At 63.3% G+C, this 21,030-nt stretch carries 17 protein-coding genes; 3 read left to right on the top strand and 14 right to left on the bottom strand.

The window, feature by feature from the left end; all coding sequences use genetic code 11:
* On the top strand, positions 1 to 688 hold a 688-nt coding region (locus AAF739_16525), incomplete at its 5' end, for a calcium-binding protein (protein ID MEM6384280.1).
* 51 nt (positions 689 to 739) lie between these two features.
* Here the strand turns inward: AAF739_16525 and AAF739_16520 are convergent.
* The 11 genes from AAF739_16520 to AAF739_16470 all read right to left on the bottom strand — a co-directional run bounded on the left by AAF739_16520 (position 740) and on the right by AAF739_16470 (position 14,653).
* On the bottom strand, positions 740 to 1,150 hold the full coding sequence (locus AAF739_16520) for a rhodanese-like domain-containing protein (protein ID MEM6384279.1): 411 nt from the start codon (positions 1,148 to 1,150) through the stop codon (positions 740 to 742).
* A 15-nt stretch (positions 1,151 to 1,165) separates the two neighbouring features.
* Positions 1,166 to 2,320, bottom strand: coding sequence for a lytic murein transglycosylase (locus AAF739_16515; GenBank protein MEM6384278.1), 1,155 nt, complete (start codon positions 2,318 to 2,320; stop codon positions 1,166 to 1,168).
* 112 nt (positions 2,321 to 2,432) lie between these two features.
* Positions 2,433 to 3,374, bottom strand: a complete 942-nt coding sequence (locus AAF739_16510; protein ID MEM6384277.1) for an ABC transporter permease — start codon at positions 3,372 to 3,374, stop codon at positions 2,433 to 2,435.
* Between the two features lie 17 nt (positions 3,375 to 3,391).
* Positions 3,392 to 4,441, bottom strand: coding sequence for an ABC transporter permease (locus AAF739_16505; GenBank protein ID MEM6384276.1), 1,050 nt, complete (start codon positions 4,439 to 4,441; stop codon positions 3,392 to 3,394).
* Positions 4,431 to 5,963: an ABC transporter ATP-binding protein gene (locus AAF739_16500; GenBank protein ID MEM6384275.1), complete on the bottom strand. Its 1,533-nt coding sequence runs from the start codon at positions 5,961 to 5,963 to the stop codon at positions 4,431 to 4,433. Before AAF739_16500 ends, AAF739_16505 begins: the two co-directional genes overlap by 11 nt.
* A gap of 38 nt (positions 5,964 to 6,001) precedes the next feature.
* The gene (locus AAF739_16495; GenBank protein MEM6384274.1) at positions 6,002 to 7,366 is read right to left on the bottom strand and encodes an amidase; all 1,365 of its coding nucleotides are present in this window, start codon (positions 7,364 to 7,366) and stop codon (positions 6,002 to 6,004) included.
* 11 nt (positions 7,367 to 7,377) lie between these two features.
* On the bottom strand, positions 7,378 to 8,304 hold the full coding sequence (locus tag AAF739_16490) for a BMP family protein (GenBank protein ID MEM6384273.1): 927 nt from the start codon (positions 8,302 to 8,304) through the stop codon (positions 7,378 to 7,380).
* An 81-nt stretch (positions 8,305 to 8,385) separates the two neighbouring features.
* On the bottom strand, positions 8,386 to 9,705 hold the full coding sequence (locus AAF739_16485; protein ID MEM6384272.1) for an amidohydrolase family protein: 1,320 nt from the start codon (positions 9,703 to 9,705) through the stop codon (positions 8,386 to 8,388).
* Between the two features lie 176 nt (positions 9,706 to 9,881).
* On the bottom strand, positions 9,882 to 10,211 hold the full coding sequence (locus tag AAF739_16480; protein MEM6384271.1) for a hypothetical protein: 330 nt from the start codon (positions 10,209 to 10,211) through the stop codon (positions 9,882 to 9,884).
* A gap of 12 nt (positions 10,212 to 10,223) precedes the next feature.
* Positions 10,224 to 13,403: an efflux RND transporter permease subunit gene (locus AAF739_16475; protein MEM6384270.1), complete on the bottom strand. Its 3,180-nt coding sequence runs from the start codon at positions 13,401 to 13,403 to the stop codon at positions 10,224 to 10,226.
* Positions 13,403 to 14,653, bottom strand: a complete 1,251-nt coding sequence (locus AAF739_16470; protein ID MEM6384269.1) for an efflux RND transporter periplasmic adaptor subunit — start codon at positions 14,651 to 14,653, stop codon at positions 13,403 to 13,405. Before AAF739_16470 ends, AAF739_16475 begins: the two co-directional genes overlap by 1 nt.
* Before the next feature lie 102 nt (positions 14,654 to 14,755).
* Between AAF739_16470 and AAF739_16465 the strand changes: the two genes are divergently transcribed.
* Both AAF739_16465 and AAF739_16460 read left to right on the top strand, forming a co-directional pair.
* Positions 14,756 to 15,376 (top strand): TetR/AcrR family transcriptional regulator, encoded by a 621-nt coding sequence (locus AAF739_16465; GenBank protein ID MEM6384268.1) that lies wholly within the window; start codon positions 14,756 to 14,758, stop codon positions 15,374 to 15,376.
* Between the two features lie 61 nt (positions 15,377 to 15,437).
* A complete protein-coding gene (locus AAF739_16460; protein MEM6384267.1) occupies positions 15,438 to 15,770 on the top strand; it encodes a hypothetical protein in 333 nt (110 codons plus the stop codon).
* Here the strand turns inward: AAF739_16460 and AAF739_16455 are convergent.
* Genes AAF739_16455 through AAF739_16445 form a run of 3 tightly spaced genes read right to left on the bottom strand, consistent with a single transcriptional unit; the run spans position 15,752 to position 20,997 of the window.
* Entirely contained in the window at positions 15,752 to 17,461 is a 1,710-nt protein-coding gene (locus tag AAF739_16455) for a serine protease (GenBank protein ID MEM6384266.1), read from the bottom strand. The two genes, AAF739_16460 and AAF739_16455, sit on opposite strands and share 19 nt — an antisense overlap.
* Complete coding sequence (locus tag AAF739_16450) at positions 17,461 to 18,237, bottom strand: hypothetical protein (protein MEM6384265.1); 777 nt, start codon at positions 18,235 to 18,237, stop codon at positions 17,461 to 17,463. Before AAF739_16450 ends, AAF739_16455 begins: the two co-directional genes overlap by 1 nt.
* A gap of 18 nt (positions 18,238 to 18,255) precedes the next feature.
* Positions 18,256 to 20,997, bottom strand: a complete 2,742-nt coding sequence (locus tag AAF739_16445; protein ID MEM6384264.1) for a S8 family serine peptidase — start codon at positions 20,995 to 20,997, stop codon at positions 18,256 to 18,258.
* Between the last annotated feature and the right edge of the window lie 33 nt (positions 20,998 to 21,030).

The raw sequence follows: 21,030 nt of genomic DNA, 5'->3' as shown, positions 1-21,030 counted from the left end.
CTCCAACGATGTCCTTGATGGCGGTGGCGGGGATGACACGCTGATCGGCGGCGATGGTAATGACAATCTTAGCGGCGGCGGGGGTATCGATGATCTGTCCGGCGGCGCGGGCAATGATGTCATGGCTGGCGGGGCGGACAATGACACGCTGAACGGTGGCGACAACAATGACCGGCTGTTTGGCGGCGCGGGTGATGACACCTCGAACGGCGATGCGGGCGCTGACTTCATTTCATCAGGCTCGGGTGACGACATCCTCAATGGCGGCACGGGAGATGATTTCCTGTTCGGCGGCTTCGGTGCGGACACCATGTCCGGCGATAATGGCAATGATTTCCTGCAGGCCGGCGCGAGCAATGACATCCTCAACGGCGGCGCTGGTGATGACACGCTTCAGGGTCGCGAGGATAACGATATCCTCGACGGCGGAACGGGAACCGATACGCTGACCGGTGGTACCGAGACAGACACCTTTGTGTTCGCGCCCGGCTACGGGAACGACACCGTGACGGACTTCGAAGATGATATCGACCAGCTCGATCTAACGGCGTTTAACTTCGCATCCGTCAACGGAGCTCTATCATTTGCGAGCGAAGTTGCGGGCGATGTGGTGTTCACCTTCGGGCCGAACACGTTCACGATTCAAAACACCACCGAAGCCCAACTGGCTGACGACATTCTGATCTGAGGCGGCGACCGCTGACCTAGGCGGGCCGGCGCTCAATCAGCGCTGGCCCGTTCAGGCCCGATGATCGCTTTCGGGCCTCTCGACAGGTCCGCCTGCGTCAACCCAATCATTGAAGCCGTCTTTGAGGTGTGCCGCTTCAAAACCCATGTCCTGGAGCGTTGCGACCGTCAGCGCAGAACGCCAGCCGGAGGCGCAATGAAAGACATACCGTTTGTCTGGCTGCGCGAAGATGGGCTTGTGGTAGGGGCTCACGGGATCGACCCAGAACTCGATCATGCCGCGCGGCGCATGCACGCTGCCGGGTATCCAGCCTGAGCGCTGGCGCTCGCGCACGTCGCGAATATCGACGATCACCCAGTCGGGATCGCCGTGACGCTCAAGCAGCTGCGCTGTTTCAACCTCGGCAATACGCGCACGCGCTGCGGCAACCATGTCAGCGGCTGAGAGCTTCAAAGGGGCCATCAATTGCCTAAGGCGCTACGAGCGCAAACGCTCCAGCAGCGCCTGCGACGGCGTACCCGTCGCCTCAAGTCCCTGGCTTTGCTGATAAGCGCTTATGGCGCGCTGCGAGTTGGGACCAATGACGCCGTCGACCCCATCTGTGTCGAAGCCCGCCGCCGTCAGCCGCTCCTGCAACTCGGTGCGGTCTGCTTTCGTCAGCCCGTTGCGGTCGGGCGGAAAAGGCGTCTGCAGCGGCCCGCCGCCGGCGATCCGGTCAGAAAGGTGGCCGACGCCGATCGCGTAACTATCGGAGTTGTTGTAGCGCTTGATCACATCGAAATTGGAGGTGACCGCAAAGCGCGGGCCACCCGGCTGCGGTTGGATGATGCGTCCGCCTCCGCCGCCGCCGCCGCCGAGCGCTTCACGCCCCCATGGCACACCCCTGTCCCAGCCCATACGATTGAGGTAGGCGGCGGCTGAGGCGAGCGCATCGGTGGGGTCGTCCGACCAGATATCGCGGCGGCCATCACCGGTAAAATCAACCGCGTATGCCTCATAGGTTGTCGGGATGAACTGCGTATGCCCCATGGCGCCAGCCCAGCTGCCGGTCATCAGGTTAGCTGGAATGTCGCCGTTCTGGATGATCTTGAGGGCGGCGATCAGCTGCGCCTCAAAAAAGCGACCACGCCGACCATCATAGGCCAGCGTCGATGTGGCTGAAATGACGGGGATGTTGCCCCGGCGCTCGCCGTAAGAGCTCTCCAACCCCCAGATTGCCGCGATGACTTCGGCTGGCACGCCGTAACGGTCTTCGAGTTGGGCAAGCACAGTGCGGTGGAAGGTGAACGCCGTTCGCCCACCGCGCACGCGGCGGTCTGAAGCCGCGATGGCAAGGTAGTCTTCGAGCGTGCGCGTGAATTCAGTCTGGTTGCGGTCGCGGCTGACCACTCCCGGAAGAAAGCCCGCGTTGGCGAAGGCTACATCAAGGGTCTGCTGCGTAATCCCCTGCCCGCGTGCCCTGCCCTGGAATGAGGAGACCCAAGCGTCGTAGCCCGCGTTCGCGGTCGGCAGAAGATCGTCGTCCAAGCTGTTATTCGCATAGCTGTAGGCGTCGACAAGGCTGCCGCTGGCGCAGCCCGCGAGCCCAAATGCAAAAACACCAAATCCCATGGTCCGTCGTGTCAAGGTCATCGCATCACGCGCCGGCAAGCTCGCCGGTCCATCGCCTCTGATTGATGAAAAAGCTCTGATATCGATAGCTACGATTGATTAACCCTGTGTCAACGGCTCTCTTGGGCCGTCCCTAGCGCTCGCCACGTCGGTAGGGCGTCATCAACGCCTCGGGAACCTGTGCGCGGCGAGCGACAAGGATCAGCGCAGCGATCGACAACAGGTAGGGCGCCATGAGGAACAGCTGATAGGGTACGCCCTCGACGCTGGTCTGAAGCCGCAGCTGGAAGGCGTCGAAGAATGCGAACAGAAGCGCACCAAGCAGGGCCTTGCCAGGCCTCCACGAGGCGAAGACCACCAGCGCAATGCAGATCCAGCCGCGCCCCTGCACCATTTCCGGAAAAAAGCTATTGAACGCCGCCATGGTCAGGAACGCCCCGCCGACCGCCATCAGCGCCGAACCCGCCATAACCGCGCCGTAGCGGATGGCAAGCGGGTCAAGCCCTTGCGCGTCCACCGCGTGCGGGTTTTCGCCCGTCATGCGGATCGCGAGCCCCAAGGGCGTGCGGGCCAGGACATAGGCCACCACGACCACCGTCAGGAGCGCCAGGTAGGTCGGCGCGCTTTGCTGGAAGAGGACCTCGCCGACAAAGGGTAGGTCCGACAGACCTGGGATGTAGAGCGCCTGAAAGGGCTCGATGGTCGGCGGCAGATCGCCCACTTCAACGAGCAGGCGGTACAGGTAGTAGGACAAGGACGCAGCGAACAGCGTGATGCCAAGCCCGGAGACGTGCTGCGACAGGCCAAGTGAGACCGTCAAGCCTGAGTGCAGCAGCCCGAAGATCGCGCCCGATAACGCTGCGGCGAGAAGGCCTGTCCAGAGATCGGCTCCGAGGTAAACCGTCAGCCAGCCGACCATCGCCCCCATGGTCATGATACCCTCAATGCCGAGATTGAGAACGCCTGACCGCTCGCACAAGAGCGCCCCCAATACACCAAAGATCAGCGGCGTTGCGATGCGCAGAACCGCAGCCCACAGGCTGGCACTCGTCAGGATATCGATCGTCTCGGCCATGCTTTCGAGCCGCGCCCCTAGCGCCGTATCCGGTAGGTGGTGAACAACAGCGCGACGAGCATGCTCAACAGGCTGACCGATAGGATGACGTCGGCGATGAAGCTGGGCACACCCGTTGCCCGCGCCATCGCGTCGGCCCCGACAAAGATCATCGCGACGAAGACCGCTGCCGCAACGACGCCAATCGGGTGGAGCGCCGCCAGCATCGCAACGACGATGCCCGAATAGCCGTAGCCCGGCGACAAGGTCGTGGTCACATGGCCGGTCACGCCGAGGACTTCGACGACGCCAGCAAGGCCGGCCAATCCACCGGACAGGAAAGCGGTACCAAGGACGGTCTTGGGAAGCGCGACACCTGCGAAAGCCGCCGCCTTTGCGTTGTGGCCGACCGCGCGGCTTTCGAGCCCGAACCGTGTACGCGCCAAAACAAGCCAGACCAGGAGAGCAGCGGCGCAGGCGATCAGCAGCCCGACATGCAGACGCGAGCGTTGCACCAGATCCGGTAGCCGCAGGTCACCATCCACCGGGATCGAACGCGGCCAGCCGAAGGCGAGCGGGTCGCGCATCGGCCCCTCGATCATCAGGCCGACAAACAGGATGACGACGAAATTCAGGAGCAGCGTCGTCACCACCTCATCGACGCCAAAGCGCAAACGCAAAATCGCCGGCCCAGCGAGGAGAAGCGCACCGACAAACATGCCAGCGACAATGATGATGGCGATCGCGAGCGGTGCGGGCAGCCCGGTCACGATGGAATGGCCGAGCCATGCGGTCATCAGCGCGCCGACGTAGAACTGGCCCTCGCCGCCGATGTTCCAGAGCTTGCAGCGAAAGGCGACAGCCGCTGCAAGGCCCGTCAGGATCAAGGGCGTGGCGCGGGTCAGCGTTTCGGTTATCGCGAGCCGAGAACCGAGTGACCCTTCGATAAGGTGGACATATGCGCCCAGCGGGTTAACCCCGGCGACGCCGATGAGGATCGAGCCAAGTGCGAGCGCCAGCGCTATGGCAGCCAACGGCGCGGTGGCGATCAGTGCCAGCGACGTATCCGTCCGCCGTTCAAGCCGCATGGCTTTTCCCTTGCGGTCCAGCGTCCCGGTCTGGCACCGCATCCCACTGTCCGGCCATCATCAGACCAAGCGTCTGCGCATCGATGTCTTCGCTTGCGACGGGTGCGGACAGCTTGCCTTTGACCATAGCCTGTACCCGGTCCGCGAGTGCCGTCGCTTCCTCAAGTTCCTCGGTGATCAGCAGAACCGCCGCGCCTTGCTGGCGCGCCTTCAGCAGATGGCCGTGCACGGCTGCGATGGCGCCTTCGTCCAGGCCGCGCGTTGGCTGGTTGGCAAAAAGGAAACGCGGCCGCGCTTCGAGTACGCGGCCAAGAATGAGCTTCTGCATGTTACCGCCGGACAGGAGACGTGTCCGCGTGGCCGGCCCCGCGCCACGGATATCGTAGGTGTCGATGAGATTTTGGGCGTGCTGCCGTCCCGAGGCCTGGCGAATGAAACCAAGCGAGGAAAACCGCCTGCTGCGCAGCTGTTCGAGAACGGCGTTTTCCCAGACCGACAGATCGCCGACAACGCCCTCAGCGTGGCGGTCTTCGGGCACGCGACCAATCCCAAGCCTGACGCGTTCGCGCGGCGCCAGATTGCCAAGATCGATCAGCGCCCCATCGTCGCCGCGCACGTGCAAGGTTCCAGCGCTTGGCAGCTCCAGCCCGCTAAGAAGGCCGCCAAGCGCCGCCTGACCATTGCCGGACACGCCGACAATACCCAGGATTTCTCCCGCCCGGACGTCCAGCGTCAGCCCATCGAGGGCCCGCGCTTCGGGCGGGCCGACGCATACGTCCTTGGCAATCAAGACGGGCTCGCCAGACTGCTGCACCTCGCGCTTGGGCCTTGTGACCTGCCGCCCGACCATCAGTTCGGCCAACTCTTGCGGCGAGGTATCAGTCGTCTTGCGCTCGGCCACAACCTTACCTCCGCGCAACACCGTCACGCGGTCGGAACCCGCCATAACCTCGTGCAGCTTGTGCGAAATGAAGATGATCGACAACCCATCCGCCGCCATCTCGCGCAAGGTGATAAACAGTTTCTCCGCTTCCGGTCGCGCCAGCACGGCCGTGGGCTCATCAAGGATCAGGATACTGGCATCCCGATAGAGGGCCTTGAGGATCTCAACACGCTGTCGCTCGCCGACCGAAAGGCTGGCAACGCGCGCGTCGGGGTTGATAGGCAGGCCGAACCGATCCGCGAGCGCTAGCAACTTCTTCCGCGCCGCGCGACGCCCGCTCGTCGGCGCGCTGAGACGTTCCGAGCCAAGCGTGATGTTGTCGAGTACGGTCAAATTGCCCGCCAGGGTGAAGTGCTGATGCACCATGCCAACCCCTGCATCGATTGCGGCGCGGGGCTTGCCCGGCGGCAGCTGTTTGCCGTGCACTTCGACGGTGCCGTCATCGGCCTTGTAGTGGCCGAACAGGATGTTCATCAGCGTGGTCTTACCCGCACCGTTTTCGCCCAGCAGCGCCAGGATTTCGCCCTTTGCCAGCGACAGCGAGATGGCATCGTTTGCGACCAGATCACCGAACCGCATGGTGATCCCATCAAGCTTGAGGACGGTGGGCTGTTCGCTCACGCGCTCAACCCCGCGATCGGATTGGGAAACGCGATCGGCGGCGCAAGCGCTTCGATCTTCGAGGCCAGTTCGAAAAGCGCCTCATCGCTCCCAGACGGCCCCATGATCTGAAAGCCGAACGGCAGATGAGCGCGTGGTGCCGGCATCATGCCAAAGGGTACGGCGAGCGCGGGTAGCCCCGTCACGTTCGCCACCGCAACATTCGGTGCCAGCGCGTTCATCTGGTCGAGGCGCGCCTCAACGTCGGTCTGGTTGGGATCGAAAAACCCAACCTGCGGCGGACCGTCCGCAAGGACGGGCATGATGAGCGCATCATGACCTTCAAACAGCCCGGCCACCTCGTGGCTGAGCCGCATCATCTCTGTGGAGTTCGCAAACAGAGTGGGTGCATCCATCGCCCGGCCGCGCGCTGCCATCGCGGCGTTGATCGGTGTGATCTGCGCATCGTCAATGCCAACGCCATCAAGCCAGTTCGCGAGAGACGCGGCGAAGATAGGGATCGTCAAGGCTTGCGCCCGCGTACCCCACTCGTCGATCGGCGGTAGGCGCGCAACATCGCATCCCGCTTCTGCAAGAGCGCCGGCCACCTCATCCATCTTTGCGGCGCTGTCGGCGCTCGCCGCTGCGGGGAGGCAGATACCAACCCGTTCGATGCTGTGTGCGGGCCCGGTATCAAGCTTCACCGCGTCGAAAACAGCGCGGGCATCCCGCACCGAGCGCGTGACGACTTGCTCGCTGGCGATCCCCATGAGGAAGTTGTTGAAATGGGGCGCTCCTGGCACCCTGCCCTGTGTGGCTTTCAGCCCAACCAGCCCGCAGCATGCTGCTGGCACACGCGTTGAACCGGCGGCATCGGTTGCATGGGCGATGGCAGCAATCCCAGCTGCGACCGCTGCGGCAGCACCGCCTGATGATCCGCCCGGCGACAAGGCCGCATCGAAGGGGTTCAAGGCGACGGGGCCCTCCGGCGGCTCGCTGGTCAGTGCGAGGCCGAATTCCGGCACCGTTGTCAGCCCGAATGACACGAGCCCCGCAGAACCGAACGCTTCGAACAACTCATCACTGGCTTCGGGGTCCGGCGAACGCGCTCGCAGCGCCGCGTTACCAGCAGCCGGGGCGAGGCCCGCGCCATAGCCGCCCAAATCCTTGGCGAGGAACGGCACGCCTTCGAAAGGACCGCGTTGTGATGCGTATCGCGCATCACTGGCGTCCGCGCGGGCAAGGCCAAGCTGCGGTTCGACCCGCGCAAGCGCGCCCAAATGCTGGCTCCGCTTAGCAGCATCGAGCGACGCCGCCATCGCGGCTTTCGCCGTCAGATGCCCCGCCGCGATCGACGCGGCGAGAGCGGTTGCATCATGCACGAAGGCGCGCCTTAGGCGGGTTCTTCATTGTTGATCGGCACGTCGAAGTCACCAGCCTCGATCATCGCCTGCTTTTCCAGCATGGGCGCGATCGCATCGGCGGGCACCATATCTTCAACGAAGATCAGCGCGTTGCCGCCGTGCACCATGAAGGAGAACTCGGTGTAGTCCTTGCCGACCGGATTGCCTTCGCCGATGTCGGCAACGATCGCATCAATGGTCGGGCCATAGTTCCAGATCGCGTTCGCAAATACCGTTTCGGGGTAGCGTGGCGTGTAGTCGATCAGCGAACCAATGGCTTTGATGCCCCGCTCCTGCGCGGCGTCCGCCGTGCCGATGCGCTCACCGAACAGGATGTCCGCGCCAGCATCGATCTGCGCCAGCGCCGCCTCTTTGGCGCGCGCCGGATCAAACCAGGCGCCGATGAAACCGTTGAGGAACGTGGCGTCCGCGTTGACCTCGGAAACGCCAGCGCGGAAAGCGTTGATCAACAGATTCACTTCCGGGATCGGGAAGCCGCCCACGGAGCCGAAGACATTCGATTCCGACATTTCCCCGGCGAGCATACCGGCCAGATACGCCGCTTCGTGGTTGCGGGTCCCGAAAACGCCAAAGTTGTCGCCCTGCGGTCCACCCGACGAGCCCATCAGGAAGGCAACATCGGGATAGTCTTCGGCGACCTCGCGCGCTTCATTCTCGACGGCGTAGCTCTCGCCCCAGATCAGCTTGACGCCAGACTCGGCATATTCGCGCATCGCGCGCGGATAATCGGGCGCGGCAACGGCTTCGGAAAACTCGTACATGATCTTGCCAGCTTCAGCGGCTTCCTGAAGCGCCAGATGGATGCGGGAGTTCCAGGCGTTTTCGACCGGAGAGTTGTGAACGCCTGCAACCTTGATGGGGTCCATAGCGGATGCGCCGCGCAAAACAGCCGGCATGGCGAGGGTGGTGGCTGCGCCAAGCACGGCGGTGCGGCGGGTGATTGTGAAGCTCATGGGTTCAGTCCTTCCTGTCAGTGTTCAATGTGTTGTTTGAGGAGCATAGCTAGCGGGGTCGACGGTCGGTGGCCGGCCTTCGATCGATAACGTCGTGACACGGGGCGGGGTGTGGGCGATGGGTTTGCCGTTGCGAATGACTGCGAGGCGTGTGGGCTTGAGGCGCACCGCTTCGATTGGTCCCTGCGCTTGCACGATGACCATTGATGCCGGCCCGCCGACGCGCAGAGTGGGGTCGGGCAGGCCCATCGCACGGGCGCCGCCGAGCGTGACGGAATCGAACGCCCACGCCATGCCCTCGCGCGCCGTCATCGGCAGCGCATGAACGGCCATGTGTGCGACCTCCAGCATGTCTGCGGAGCCCAGGGGGTACCACGGATCCATGCAGCAATCTTGCCCGAAGGCGACGTTGACCCCCGCCGCGCGCAGTTCCGGCACACGCGTAAGGCCACGGCGTTTGGGGTAGGCGTCGGATCGGCCTTGCAGAGTGATGTTGATCAGCGGGTTGGGAATGATCTGCATGCCGCTTTCCGCAATGAGCGGCATGAGCTTGGTGACATAGTAATTGTCGAACGAATGCATCGAGGTGCAGTGTGAGCCGACGACGCGTTCGCCCAATCCAAGGCGCGTGGTCTCATAGGCCAACGTTTCGATGTGGCGCGAGTTGGGGTCGTCGGTTTCGTCACAATGGATATCCACCTGCAGACCGCGTTCGGCGGCGATCTCGCATAGCTGTGTCAGCGAGCGGGCACCATCGGCCATGGTGCGCTCAAAGTGCGGTATCCCGCCGACCACATCGACCCCCATATCGAGCGCGCGAATCAGGTTACCCTCAGCCCCGGGAGACCGGTAAAGCCCATCCTGCGGGAAGGCGACCAGTTGCAGGTCAATGACGGGCGCGACCGTCTTCTGAACATCGAGGAGCGCCTCAACCGCCAGAAGGCGATCATCGCACACATCAACATGGGTCCGGATTGCGAGCAGGCCCTGCGCGACAGCCAGATCGCAGTAGCGCAACGCCCGCTCCTTGACGGCGTCCTGGGTCAGATGCGGCTTGAGTTCGCCCCACAGGCCTATGCCCTCCAGCAAGGTGCCCGATTGGTTGAGCCGGGGCATGCCAAGGCTCAGCGTTGCATCCATGTGAAAATGGGGATCCACGAAGGGGGGCGCAACGAGATAGCCACCCGCGTCGATCTCCTGGCCTGTACCTCCTTCAAGCGCCGGCTCGATGGCGATAATCGTGTCGCCTTGAACGCCGATATCGCGCAACTGGGGGCTCTCTGTCACCTCGCCCCCCTCCACCGGACGGTGGACGCGGGCGTTGCGGACGATGAGGTCAAACATCGCAGCCGCCGCTACGGTTTACGGGGCCAGGTGAGGAAAAAACAACGTCTAAAGCATGCATGACGCGCCACTGTTGCGCCCTGCCAACCCCAAGTCAATGTGCACCAACCGCTTGGCTTTGCATAACGCAGGGGCACGCTCAATTTGCGTGCATGGATATGGTTCGGTCAGGCTCGCTAGGCGGCCGTGGCGTCCCGCCGCCAGACCTCAAGCGCTTCGGACCAGTCGGGCATGCATTCGGCTCTATAGCCGCAAGTCCTGCCCATGCCGAGAGCGGGATAGGCTTTCATGGCCTCCCGGTGTGCACCCTTCCGCAAATAGGCAAGCATGGACTGCCGGTCATTCCAAACCGTGAGAGTGTGGTGAACGCCACCAAGCATTCGCGCATCGGTGAACAGATTGCCAGGTGCTTTGCTCGCCTGCGCAAACGCGCGCATGGCGTGCCACGCAAAGCGCGGCCGCTGCATGATCGAGCGCAATTGGAGACCGGTCACGGAAACGTACATGACTGCCTCTTCCTATTCAGCCGCCAACTGCGCATGCACCGTGACCGGCATGTGTGCGTCGCGATCATTGTCAGCGTTCAGCGGAGTTGCCTGCGGAAGGGCGGCTCGTCGCGCAGCCTGGAGCTTCTTCGCTTTCCGCGCATAGGCGAGCACGAACATCGGCGGTGTGAAGTAGAACGAGACGACAGTAGACAGGAGCACCCCGCCCGCAACGGACATTGCAAACGGTGGCCAGAAGCCCCCGCCTGCAAGGATCAGAGGAAGGAAACCGCCAAAGGTTGTTATGGTGGTCGACACGATGTGCCGGCTCGATCCCATGAGCACATCGACCATCGCAGCCTTGTCCCCGGCCATCGCATCTTCATTGGCTTGGAGCCCGGTCAGAATGATAATGGCCGCGTTGATGGACACGCCTATGGAGCCGATGACGCCGATGATGGCGTTTATGCCGAAGGGGTACTGGAAGACCGCCAGCGCCAGCATCGACAGCCCCGCTGACAGGCCAGCGACGACAAGCGCGATGGCTGTCAGACGGAACGCGTTGAAGGTCAGAGCGATAGCCGCAATCGACAAAGTCACGATGAGGCCGAGCGATGCGAGCAGATCGCTCAGCGTGCTGGCGCGTGCATCGCTGTCCCCGCCCAATTCCAGCCGGTAGCCCGCCGGTAACGCGAATCCGGCCTCGTCAAGAGCGGCCTGAACGTCGACCAGCGCTTCCTCGGGCAGGACACCGCGGAGGATGAACCCCTGAACCGTGTTGGCACGCTCGCCGTTGCGGCGGGTGATCGCGCTGGCGGCCGGTTCGAGGCGCACGTCTGAAATCGCCGACAAGGGCATGGCTGGCCAGCGGCCTGCCGCAGACAGTTGCGCCGCGTTGGGCAGCAGGATCGGCAGATCGCGAACCGCCTGCAAATCGTTGCGGTTCGCGTCCCCGAAGCGGACCCGGATGGGCAACTCTTCCGCCCCTTCGAGCATCGAACCACCGGTCACCCCTTCAAGGCTCGCCTGCAGCTGGCTGGCCACGCCGCCAAGGTCGAGGCCCAGGAGGCGAGCCTGCGCTTCATCCACATCGATGATGGCTTTTGGCGCACCCGGCCCGATCGTGCTGCGTGCAACCACAACACTGTCGACCCCGGCCATGATCTGCCGCGCCTGGTTACCCAAAGTTCGCAGCGTTTCAAGATCATCGCCGACAAGCCGGATTTCGACCGGCGCCGTCACGGGGGGGCCTTGCACAAGGCCACGAACGAGAACTTCTGCCTGCGGCGTTACCAACGAAAATTCGCGCTGAAGCTCAGGCAGAAGCTCTTCGGTCGCCGCTGCGGAGGCAGTCGTGATCAGTGCTTGGGCGTGGCTGGGGGCGTTCTCCCGCGCGCCAACGATATTGTAGTAAAACGCGGGCGCAGAGCGACCGATGCTCCACATGACCTGACGGATGCGCTCGTCACCGCGCAGGACCTCATCGAGCTCGCGCACTGCCGCCTGTGTCGCGGTGATCGCGCTGCCCGGCGGCAGTTCGACTTCAATGTAAAACTGGTCACGGTCCACACCGGGGAAAAACTGCGCGGTCAGAGTGGGCAGGCTAAGGAAGCCCATGATCGGCAGAACCAGCGACAGCGCGATGGAACGCAGCGGGTTGGCAACCGCCCAACGCAGCGACGCCTTGAATGCGGCCGCAACGAAACCGCCAGGGATGCCACCACGTTTGCCATTGGCGGGCAGCAGATGACCTGCCACCGCAGGAGTGATCGTGATGGCAACGATGAACGACCACACGAGCATGATCACCACCGCGATGGCGATGGAACCGACGAAGTCACCTGCCGGACCAGGCAGCAGGATGAGGGGCGTGAAGGACAGGGCCGTTGTGACGGTCGAGGCCAACAGCGGCGCAAACAGCCGCCTGACCGACCGCTTGACTGCGTCTACCCGCTTCAGTCCCGCGGCCAGCCTTTGGCCAACCTCATCTGTCATCACGATCCCCGCATCGACCAGCAGGCCGAGCGCGACGATCAGCCCGGTCACCGACATCTGGTGGATGGCGAGACCGATGAAGTTCATCGTGAAAAGGCTGGCGAGCGTGACGACCGGCAGGATCAACGCAACGATCATCGCTGAGCGCAGGCCAAGCGTCAGCAGAAGCACGCCAACCACAAGGCCCACGCCGATTGCCATGTTCCGGCCAACCTCAACGAGCCGATCAGCGGTGTAGCCGCTTTGGTCAAAGGTCAGATCAAGCGACAGCCCGCCGGGAACCACTTGCTGGTAGTCGGCGACGACATCACGGACAAAGCCCGCCCAGACGTCGACCTGCAGGCCCGATTCCAGCATGGCGCCAAGAAGGATGGCGTCCCGTCCATTGTAGATGGCGCTTTCGGTGACGGGCAGACGCGGACCGCGCGTGATCGTCGCGATCTGATCAAGATAGGTCACCGCCCCGTCGGCGCCCTGTCGGACAACGATCTGGCGCAAACGATCCAGCGCGCGAACCTCTCCTTCGACGTTGATGAGGAAGTCACTGCCTGTGCCGCGCACCCGTCCGGCCTGCCCCTTGGCGTCAGCCTGCGCGATGGCGCGGGACACATCAGCAGCCGTCAGGCCAAGCGCCGACGTTGCGAGGGGGTCAAGAGAAACCAGAACCTCGTCTTCCGGCACGCCGAAAAGATCGACCTCTTCGGTGCCGGGAATGTTGCGCAGCTCTTGCGCAAGGTCGCGGGCGTAGCGCGCGAGAATCGTAGGCGAAACGCCCGCATGGTTGGCGCTGACGGCGACGATCGCGGCGTAGGCGCTGCCACCTCCGGTGTCGAACTCCGGTTCCAGCGCATCCGCCGGCAAGGTGGGTGCAAGCTCGGCCAGATCGTCGCGTATCTCAGCCCAGACCTGTTCGATCCGATCATCGGGAACCGTGACGCCAAGCTCGACGGAGACAATGGAGATGCCTGTCGAGGACGTGGAGCTGATGACATCGACTTCGGCGATCTCGCGCAGCGTGTCTTCGATCTCGGACGTAACGAGCGCCTCCACCCGCGCCGGATCGGCACCCGGCATAACCGTGGTGACGGTTCCAAACAGATTGGTGATGGTTGGGTCTTCCTGCCTGCCGATCGCCAGAAGCGAAGATGCACCAGCGGCAATGATCACAAGGAGGAACAGCGCGATCAGGCGCGGCTGGCGAAAGGTGAGGCTTTCCATCACCGTGCCTCCCCATTGACGGGAGTCGAGCGGACAGCACCCGAGATCAGCACCGTCTCACCGGGTACAACACGATGGGTGCCGTCAGCGACGATTTTAGTTTCGCCGTTTAGCGTGCCCGCCACGAACGCCGTTTCGCCTTCAAGGTGCAGAAGCTCGACCGCTTCGAGCCCAACGGTGAACCGGTCTGCCTCACCGTCCGTCGGGTTCAGCGAAAGCAACGTCCAAAGCCCGCGAACGCCGTCCTGAACGGCGGCGAGGGGCACCAGATAACCGCGCTGGTCGACCGTCACGGAGAGCGTCAACGTGCCTGCCTGGCGGTAGACCGGCTCATCGGTTTTCAAGCTGAACAGCGCTGTGCGGGTGCGCGTCTGCGGGTCGAGATCGGGGCGGAAACTGTCAAAGGTCGCGTCGAAGGTCCGGCCGCCGATCTGGATGGACGCGCTCGCAAACGCATCGTCGTTAGCGAGGGTCGGGTCGATGCCAACGCGAAAAACGGGCTCCGAGGCTTCGAGCAGCTCAAGAACAGCCTGCCCGACGCCGACCACGGTGCCAGAATCGGCTGTCCGCGTGGCGATGACACCATCAAAGGGCGCAACCAGCTCGGTCTGCGAGAGCTGAACATCAATGCGGACAAGCGCCGCGTCGACTTCCGCGATCCGCGCTTCAAGGTCGGCCAGCCCGAGGCGGGCAGTGTCCAGCTGCGACTGGGAGGCAAAACCACGTTCACGCAGTTCCGACTGGCGATCTGTGGTCAACGCGGCCAGTTCAACCTGCGCTTCCAGCGCCCGGCGGGACGCCTCAAGGCGGGCGCGTTCGGCATCCAATATGCGGGTGTCGAGGCTGGCCAGCAGATCGCCTGCTTGAACCCGATCCCCCTCATCAACGGCGATACGATCGATCTCGCCGGGCTGCTGAAAACCAAGCTGAACCGTCTGCGCTGGCTCAACTTGGCCCTGGAAGGTCCGGGTCACCGTGTAGCTGTCTTGCGGACGGATCGTCATGGCGCGCACCGTGGGCACAGGTGCGGGATCAGGCCCCACCACGGCGTCCGCACGGTCGGCAAGAATGCCCGAACCGCCGACAATAAGGCCCCCAGCCACGACAAAGACCGTAGCAGTGACCGTGACGGTCACGGCTCGTCGGGTGAGGCGCGCGAACCAGTGCTGTTTCGGTGAGGAATGCGCTGACACGGCTGGCTGCCCGGTGGCGTCGGGTTCGTAGTCTTGCTTGGACGTGGCCTCGGTCATGCTGTATCCCTCTGGACAAGTTGACGATAATGTAAGTGGCACTTACTTGTCGCTCAGGTATATGTTAAAGCCACTTACATTGACAAGCCTACGCAGGAAAAAATGTCCAGATCACCCGCAAAACCGGAAAACACGGGCAATAAAGCCGCGTATCATCACGGTGATTTGCGCGCCCACCTGATCGAAACGGTTCGGCAATTGGTGGAAGAGAAGGGCGCGGACGGCTTCTCTATTTCCGAAGCCGCGCGGCGAGCGGGTGTTTCGAGCGCGGCGCCCTACAAGCACTTTCACGACAAGAATGCGATCGTTCGCGAAGTGGCTATCGACGGCATTCGCCGGCTCGGCCACGACATGCACACGGCAGCGGAGCGTGCTCCGACCCAGGAATTTGCGAAGATAAACGCCATTGGACAGTCCTATGTGGATTTCGCGCGCGCCCAACCTGGCGTATTCCGGCTTATGTTCGGGCTGACTGAGGGGCACACCGATCATGAGGAAATCAGGAAAGCGGGAGAAGAAACCTATGGCGTCGTGATCCGTGAAGTCGCGGCGGCGATGCCGCCCGGTAGTTCAGAGGACGATATCCGGTTCCGCTCCTACATGCTTTGGACCTTCGTGCACGGGCATTCATTTCTGCAGATTGATGGCAAGGTCGACAAAGGCGCACACGGGAAGAGCGAAGCGGACATGCTCTCGGAACTGTCCAAGCGTATTCTCGGCTGACCGAAGCTGCTAAAGGGTCGGACCCCTGTCCTGAATCCAATTGCCGAAAGGGAGGGCCGCCATGCTTCGCAGCACCGACCACATTCTAACCACCCATGTCGGTAGCCTGCCGCGTCCGCACGATCTGCTTGATGTTCTGAAGGCCCGGCTTGATGGGGAGCCTGTCGATCAGGCGGCTTACGACGCCAAGATCGCCGATGCCGTGGACCGGATGGTGCAGCAGCAGGTCGAGGCGGGGATCGACATTGTCGCTGACGGTGAGATGAGCAAGCCCGGCCACGCGATCTACAAGACGGAAGTTGAGAATTGCGTCGTCTGGGCAAAGCTCAAATCCCTCGCAGAAGGGGCGGAAATCGCCTCCAAGCAGCTCTGGGGTTACCGCGCGGCGAGCTGACGCTTGACGTCCGCAACAACGGACTGAATCCAATAGCCCTCGTTCGCCGCGTATGTGCCGGGCAGGCCATTGAGCTTGCGGATGCCGAACAGGCCCCACCCCGGGTCGACCCGGTAACCGGCATGGTGGAGCGCGATGCAACGCCATTGATCATCAAAGACAGGGCTGCCTGAGCTGCCTGGCTCGGTCGGCGAGAAATAGTGGACGCGGATGCGATCGGGATCCTTCGGCTTGCCGTCGTTTGGCCCCTCATGATCGAGCAGCCGGCTGTCGTGCAACGAAAAGGCAAGGCTGGTGCCGCTCTGCGGATAGCCGATGACATAGGCGCGCGCGGTTTCGCCCGGCTCCGGGATGCTGGCAGCAACCGCAAGTGGCGCGGGTCCTTTTGGTCTTCCCCGGTCTGCTTCGCCCTCCAAAAAAGCGCCTGCAGGTGCATCGATCTCGATTAGCGCGTAGTCGAGGCCTTCATGGACCGGCGACTGGGCGATAACCCCTTGCACGGCGAGGTCGATTTCCGACAGGGCGTCATCAGCGGCCTCGAAGCGGATTCGCGCGTCCGCCGGTGCGATGGCGAGATCGCCGTCGGCCTCACGATTGACCACATGATAGTTGGTCAGGGCGCAGACCGTCCCCGGTTTGGCGGACAACCCGAAGGTTTCGGCGTCCACGATGAAGCATGTGCCCTGACGACGGCTGCCGCGCCAGGTCACTAGGCCGACCGAGGCCGCCCGCTCCAGCCCCTGCCGATACCATTGCAACGATAGGACACCTTCCTGTCCGAGGATTGCTTCGAGGTTGACGGGTGCATCGTCGGGATCGGGCTCGCGCATGTCGCGCAGATGCTCCGGCGAGACGACGATCCGTGCGCCCACGCCGGAACTCGTCGCTTTGCTGCGCTCGAGATAGGTGGCCTCCAACATGCCCACCAGCATCTTTCCCGCTGCGCCCTGGTGGTGCACGTCCCAAAGCTCGGTGAATTGGCGCCATGTGCCGCCAAGCATGAAGACCGTGGTGCCAGGATGCTCGATATAGTCCGCAATATCAGCCAAAGCGTCATTGAGCCGGTCCATTGCGATCATCGCTTCGGCACGCGTCGCGAGCCACCAGGGGCTAGGAGGGTCGGCGCGGTCTTGGTGCAGCGCGTCGAGCACCTCCTGTCCAAGCGCCACGGGATCGGTGTCCGCATCGCTGGCAAGGACAAGCGCATTCGCCGCGTGCAGAACAGCCGCAGCGTTGATGCCGTGGTACCAGCTTGTGTTGTTCGACCGCCGAAAGGTGCCCAGATAGGCCTCAAGCGAGGCGCCTGCATAGTGTGCCGCGAGTTTCTTGTCCGTCGCCACGGTCGCCAGCATCAGATCCTTGTTGGCGCGGCCCAGGAGCCCATGGGCATCGATGACGTCTCCGTCGTCCGGAGCGCCAGCGGCTATCAGGGCGAGCAGCGCATCGCGGGCAAGGGAGGTCTGGCCGGTATCGAGAAGGGCCTGCGCCCGCAGCTTGCGCAGGCCAATGTCCTGCGGCGCAAGGCGCACGACATCCTCGGCCAGCGTGAGCAGCACCTCGAATTGGCGCGCCTGCTTCAGCGCCTCCATCAGGGCCCGCCCGGCCTCAAGATCGCCGCCGTCCTCGCGGTAGGTCTGGACGCGCTGAAGCAGGGCTGCGAGGCCTTCATCGTTCGCCGCCTCTGCGGGCATCAGATTTCAATCTCCGCAATCGAGGTTGCGATATGGGCACCAAGCTTCCAAGCAATCGGCATCGCGGCGTTCGTAAGGGTGGTCTCATCGATCGCATAGCCGCGCGTGCGGACGTGCAGTGTCCGCGCGTCCGACGCACCACCGATGAGCGGCACGCGCACGGACGCAGACCGACTGTCAATATCGATTGCAATGGCGGTCAATTTTACCGTCGCCGCATCCATGCGCACGTCGCTCAGTTGAAACAGATCAGCGTTCTGCTGCCGCACCTGGCGGTCGAAAAGTTGATACCACGGGTTCTTTGTCGATGTCTTGGTCAGACCCTTGAGAAGCTCGATGATCTGGCTGGCGAGCGACGCCGCCTGCCCCAACGCGTCGGTCAGCTGACGGATCAGAACATCGCGAACCTCAAACGACTGACCGGTCATATCAAGGTTCAGATCCTTCTTGTCTTCGAGCAGAAACCCGACCTTCTCGAGAACCTCAAAATAGGTGTCGAACCATGGCTTGATATCGTCTGCCGCCAACTGCTCCGATGCCTTGTTCGCAGCCAGTTGCGCAAGCAGAAGCGCATTCGACAGGTTCTGGCGGATTTCGGGCGGAACCGCCCCGGTAAATCCGGCGAGCTGGCCGGCTATGGCCACCGCCGACCCGTCGGGCGAAGCGAAATCCGGTTCGCTTCCTGCGCTTTCGAGGCCAAAATCGAGCGGCTGCGGTGGCAGGTCGAGCTGCTCGACAAAATGGGCCGCCTCTTCCGGGTCTGGGCGCGCAATCATCGGACCCTTACCACGCGATCAGACGGTACCGGGCGGGACGAGCAGGTCGAACAACCCTTTGGCATTCAAAACGCCAAAGCCTGCGCCGACATTGTGACGCCCGGGAAGCCCTTGCACCGTTCGCGCAAGCGCGGTCTGAAACTGCATGGCATTTGATAGCGGCACGCCCGCCTTGCTCTGAGCCGACAATACCAGCGCGAGCGCGCCGGTGACATGCGGCGCGGCCATCGAGGTCCCGCTGTCGGGGCGCGCCTCTTGCGGCGCACCGCCCGAGGCGGCCGAGACAACCCCGATCCCCGGCGCACATAGGTCCGGCTTCGGTCGCCCATCGCGCGTCAGACCCCAGGACGACGCGCCCAGAAGCCGGATGGGGATTGCCGAGCCAGACGCGCCGACGCAAATCACGGTGCGCGCCGTGCCCGGAATCGACAGCGTCATCTCCGGCTCCTCGACTCGGAACCGAACCGCGCGGCCTCGCGTCCGCTCGACCCACATGTTGAAGTTACCATTTTGGCTGATGATATTGCGGCCTTCCACCTCAAGCGTCCAAACGCCGTGCTGGATGGTGTTGGTCCCGCCCTGCACGGTGATGGTCAGGCGGTTGTCGCCATTGTCGCGATGAATGGGCCGGATGCCGATCTGCACCCGGTTACCGCCAAGCTCGGCGTTGACAATGCCACTGCTCGCATCGACTTGCGGACTGCGATTTCCCCCCGGATCGATCAGCGTGAACGCCATATCATCAAGGCCATTGTACCAGCCTTCGAAATAGTCGGCGTCACGGAATCGCGTCGAGCTTTCCCATTCCAGCGGCATGATCCCGCCCTTGAAAGCCGATACGCGCGCGTGGCCCGCATGGCCGCGCTCGTTGCCCGCCGATTTCACGATCACCACGCCGGGATCGCGCCCACCACCCGTGATCGCGTCGAACGCGGCTTCCAGCGTCGTTGTCCCATCGTGGGCACCGGCGTTGGTGCCTAAGCTGACATTGATCGCGATCGGTTTGGCTTGCGGCATGACGGCGTTGCCGCCTGCCGCCAGCTCTTTCATGAACGCCAGCGCATCGACATGGCTGACCGAATAGCCCAGCGCAGGCGGGTCCTGCGGATCGTGGCGGACATGGGCAATCACAAGCACGATGCCGGCTTCCGGCGCCATGCCATCGGCCATGCCCCCCTGGCCAGCCTGGCCAACCGCGCGGCCGGCAGCGATCCCGGCGACGTGTGTTCCGTGAGCGAAGGGGTCGCGCAGCATACGCGGGACAAGATGCGGGCTGCCGCCCATCAGCTCCTGGATCTTATCGGAGGTGTAGAGCGTTCCGTAGTTCTGTTTGAAGCGGGAATCGATGGCGTGCGGCGTTCGGAAGGGATCGTCGCGGGTTTGATCCCAGATCGCGACGACCCGCGTATTCCCTGATGCGTCATGGAACGCTTCGTGGAGGATGTCGACGCCGGTATCGATGATCCCAACCAACGCGCCGTCGCCGCGCTCGCCAAGCGGCGGCCGGTGGATGTCAGCGGCCTGAACGAAAGGAACGGAACTGTCGAGATCTTCATAGCCGCTGGCGTCACGGCTCAATTCGACGGACGCGACACTGGTGTCGTTCTCAAGCGCCGCGATTTGAGCTGTCGTCGCCATCACGGTGGCGAAATTGCTGAATTGCGAGCGGACTTCGACGCCTTGGGGAGCGGTCCATGACGCGCTGTGCAAGCGCAGCAGCACAGGGTGGCGGATCGGCGCGGCGCCCTGCTCCGGAGGCGGTGCGGCTTCGGTGCTCTCAAATCCGCTTTCAAAGCCATCGCTGCCGGTCTCGACACCGAAGTCCTCGGCGCTGTTCCCCACCGGAAAGTCACGCCGCGCATCGTCGCGTGCGGCTTCAAGTGCCTCAGCCGCCTCAAGCGTGCCACCACCACCGACCGAAGGCTGGACGCGGGTCCGCATCAGGTTGACATAGTTCTCGATCTTGTGCGCTGGCACGCCCGGTATCAGCCCTTCGGCGACGAAGTCAGGGTCACCGCCGAAATCGGCCTCCACATGCTTGAGCTGATCGGCGGTCTCGACCAGCGCGTTGAACTCGGCCTCGGGCAGGGGCGCGGGGCCGCCATCATCACCGGTCATCTCGGTGGCGCTTTCGATCAGGTTGCCGAGAAAATCGAAGTGCAGGAGCGTGCCGGTGTGCTTGTAGTTGGGCGGCACGCGCGGAACGACGTCGTCATCGTTGACGACCCGGATGTAGCTGTTGTCGAAGTTTGCATCCATGAACGCACGCGCATCGGCCTTGAGCATGCGCGGCTGGCCGAAGGTCACGACCCCTGCCGGACCGCGCGCCAAATGCGTCGCCGCCCCAACGACGGCGAGTGCGCCGCCAAGCGAATGTCCGGTGAACCACAGCGCTTTGCCATCGGTGCCCTCAATGGCGTCACTTATAACCTGGCTCGCCTTGCCATAGGCCTTGAGGAAACCGCCATGGACCTCGCCCTGGAAAGCGTCCGAGCGGTCCGGGCCGACGCGAATGTTCGACATCCAGTCCATGAAACCGGTCGTGCCCCGCAAGGCCACGACAACAGAGTTTTCGCCCTCGGCGACAAAGCCTTCGGTGTTGCTGATCTCGAAGGTGGTGGCCTTCATGCCCCAAAGGCCTTCGACGATGCGCTTGATTGCCGCCATGTCGCGATAGACCAGTGCACTGGCCGATGCGAGGCCGTAGCCCACCTGCCAGTTGAAGCTGCCGCCGGCAAGCCACTCGTCGCGTAGTTCCATGATGCCCCCCGTTTCTTGCCTACGTCCCGCCTC

The sequence above is a fragment of the Pseudomonadota bacterium genome (assembly GCA_039024915.1).
GTDB lineage: Bacteria > Pseudomonadota > Alphaproteobacteria > Rhizobiales > MH13 > MH13.
The sequence above is the reverse complement of the archived record's forward strand: the minus strand, read 5'-3'. Positions and strand labels throughout refer to the sequence as shown.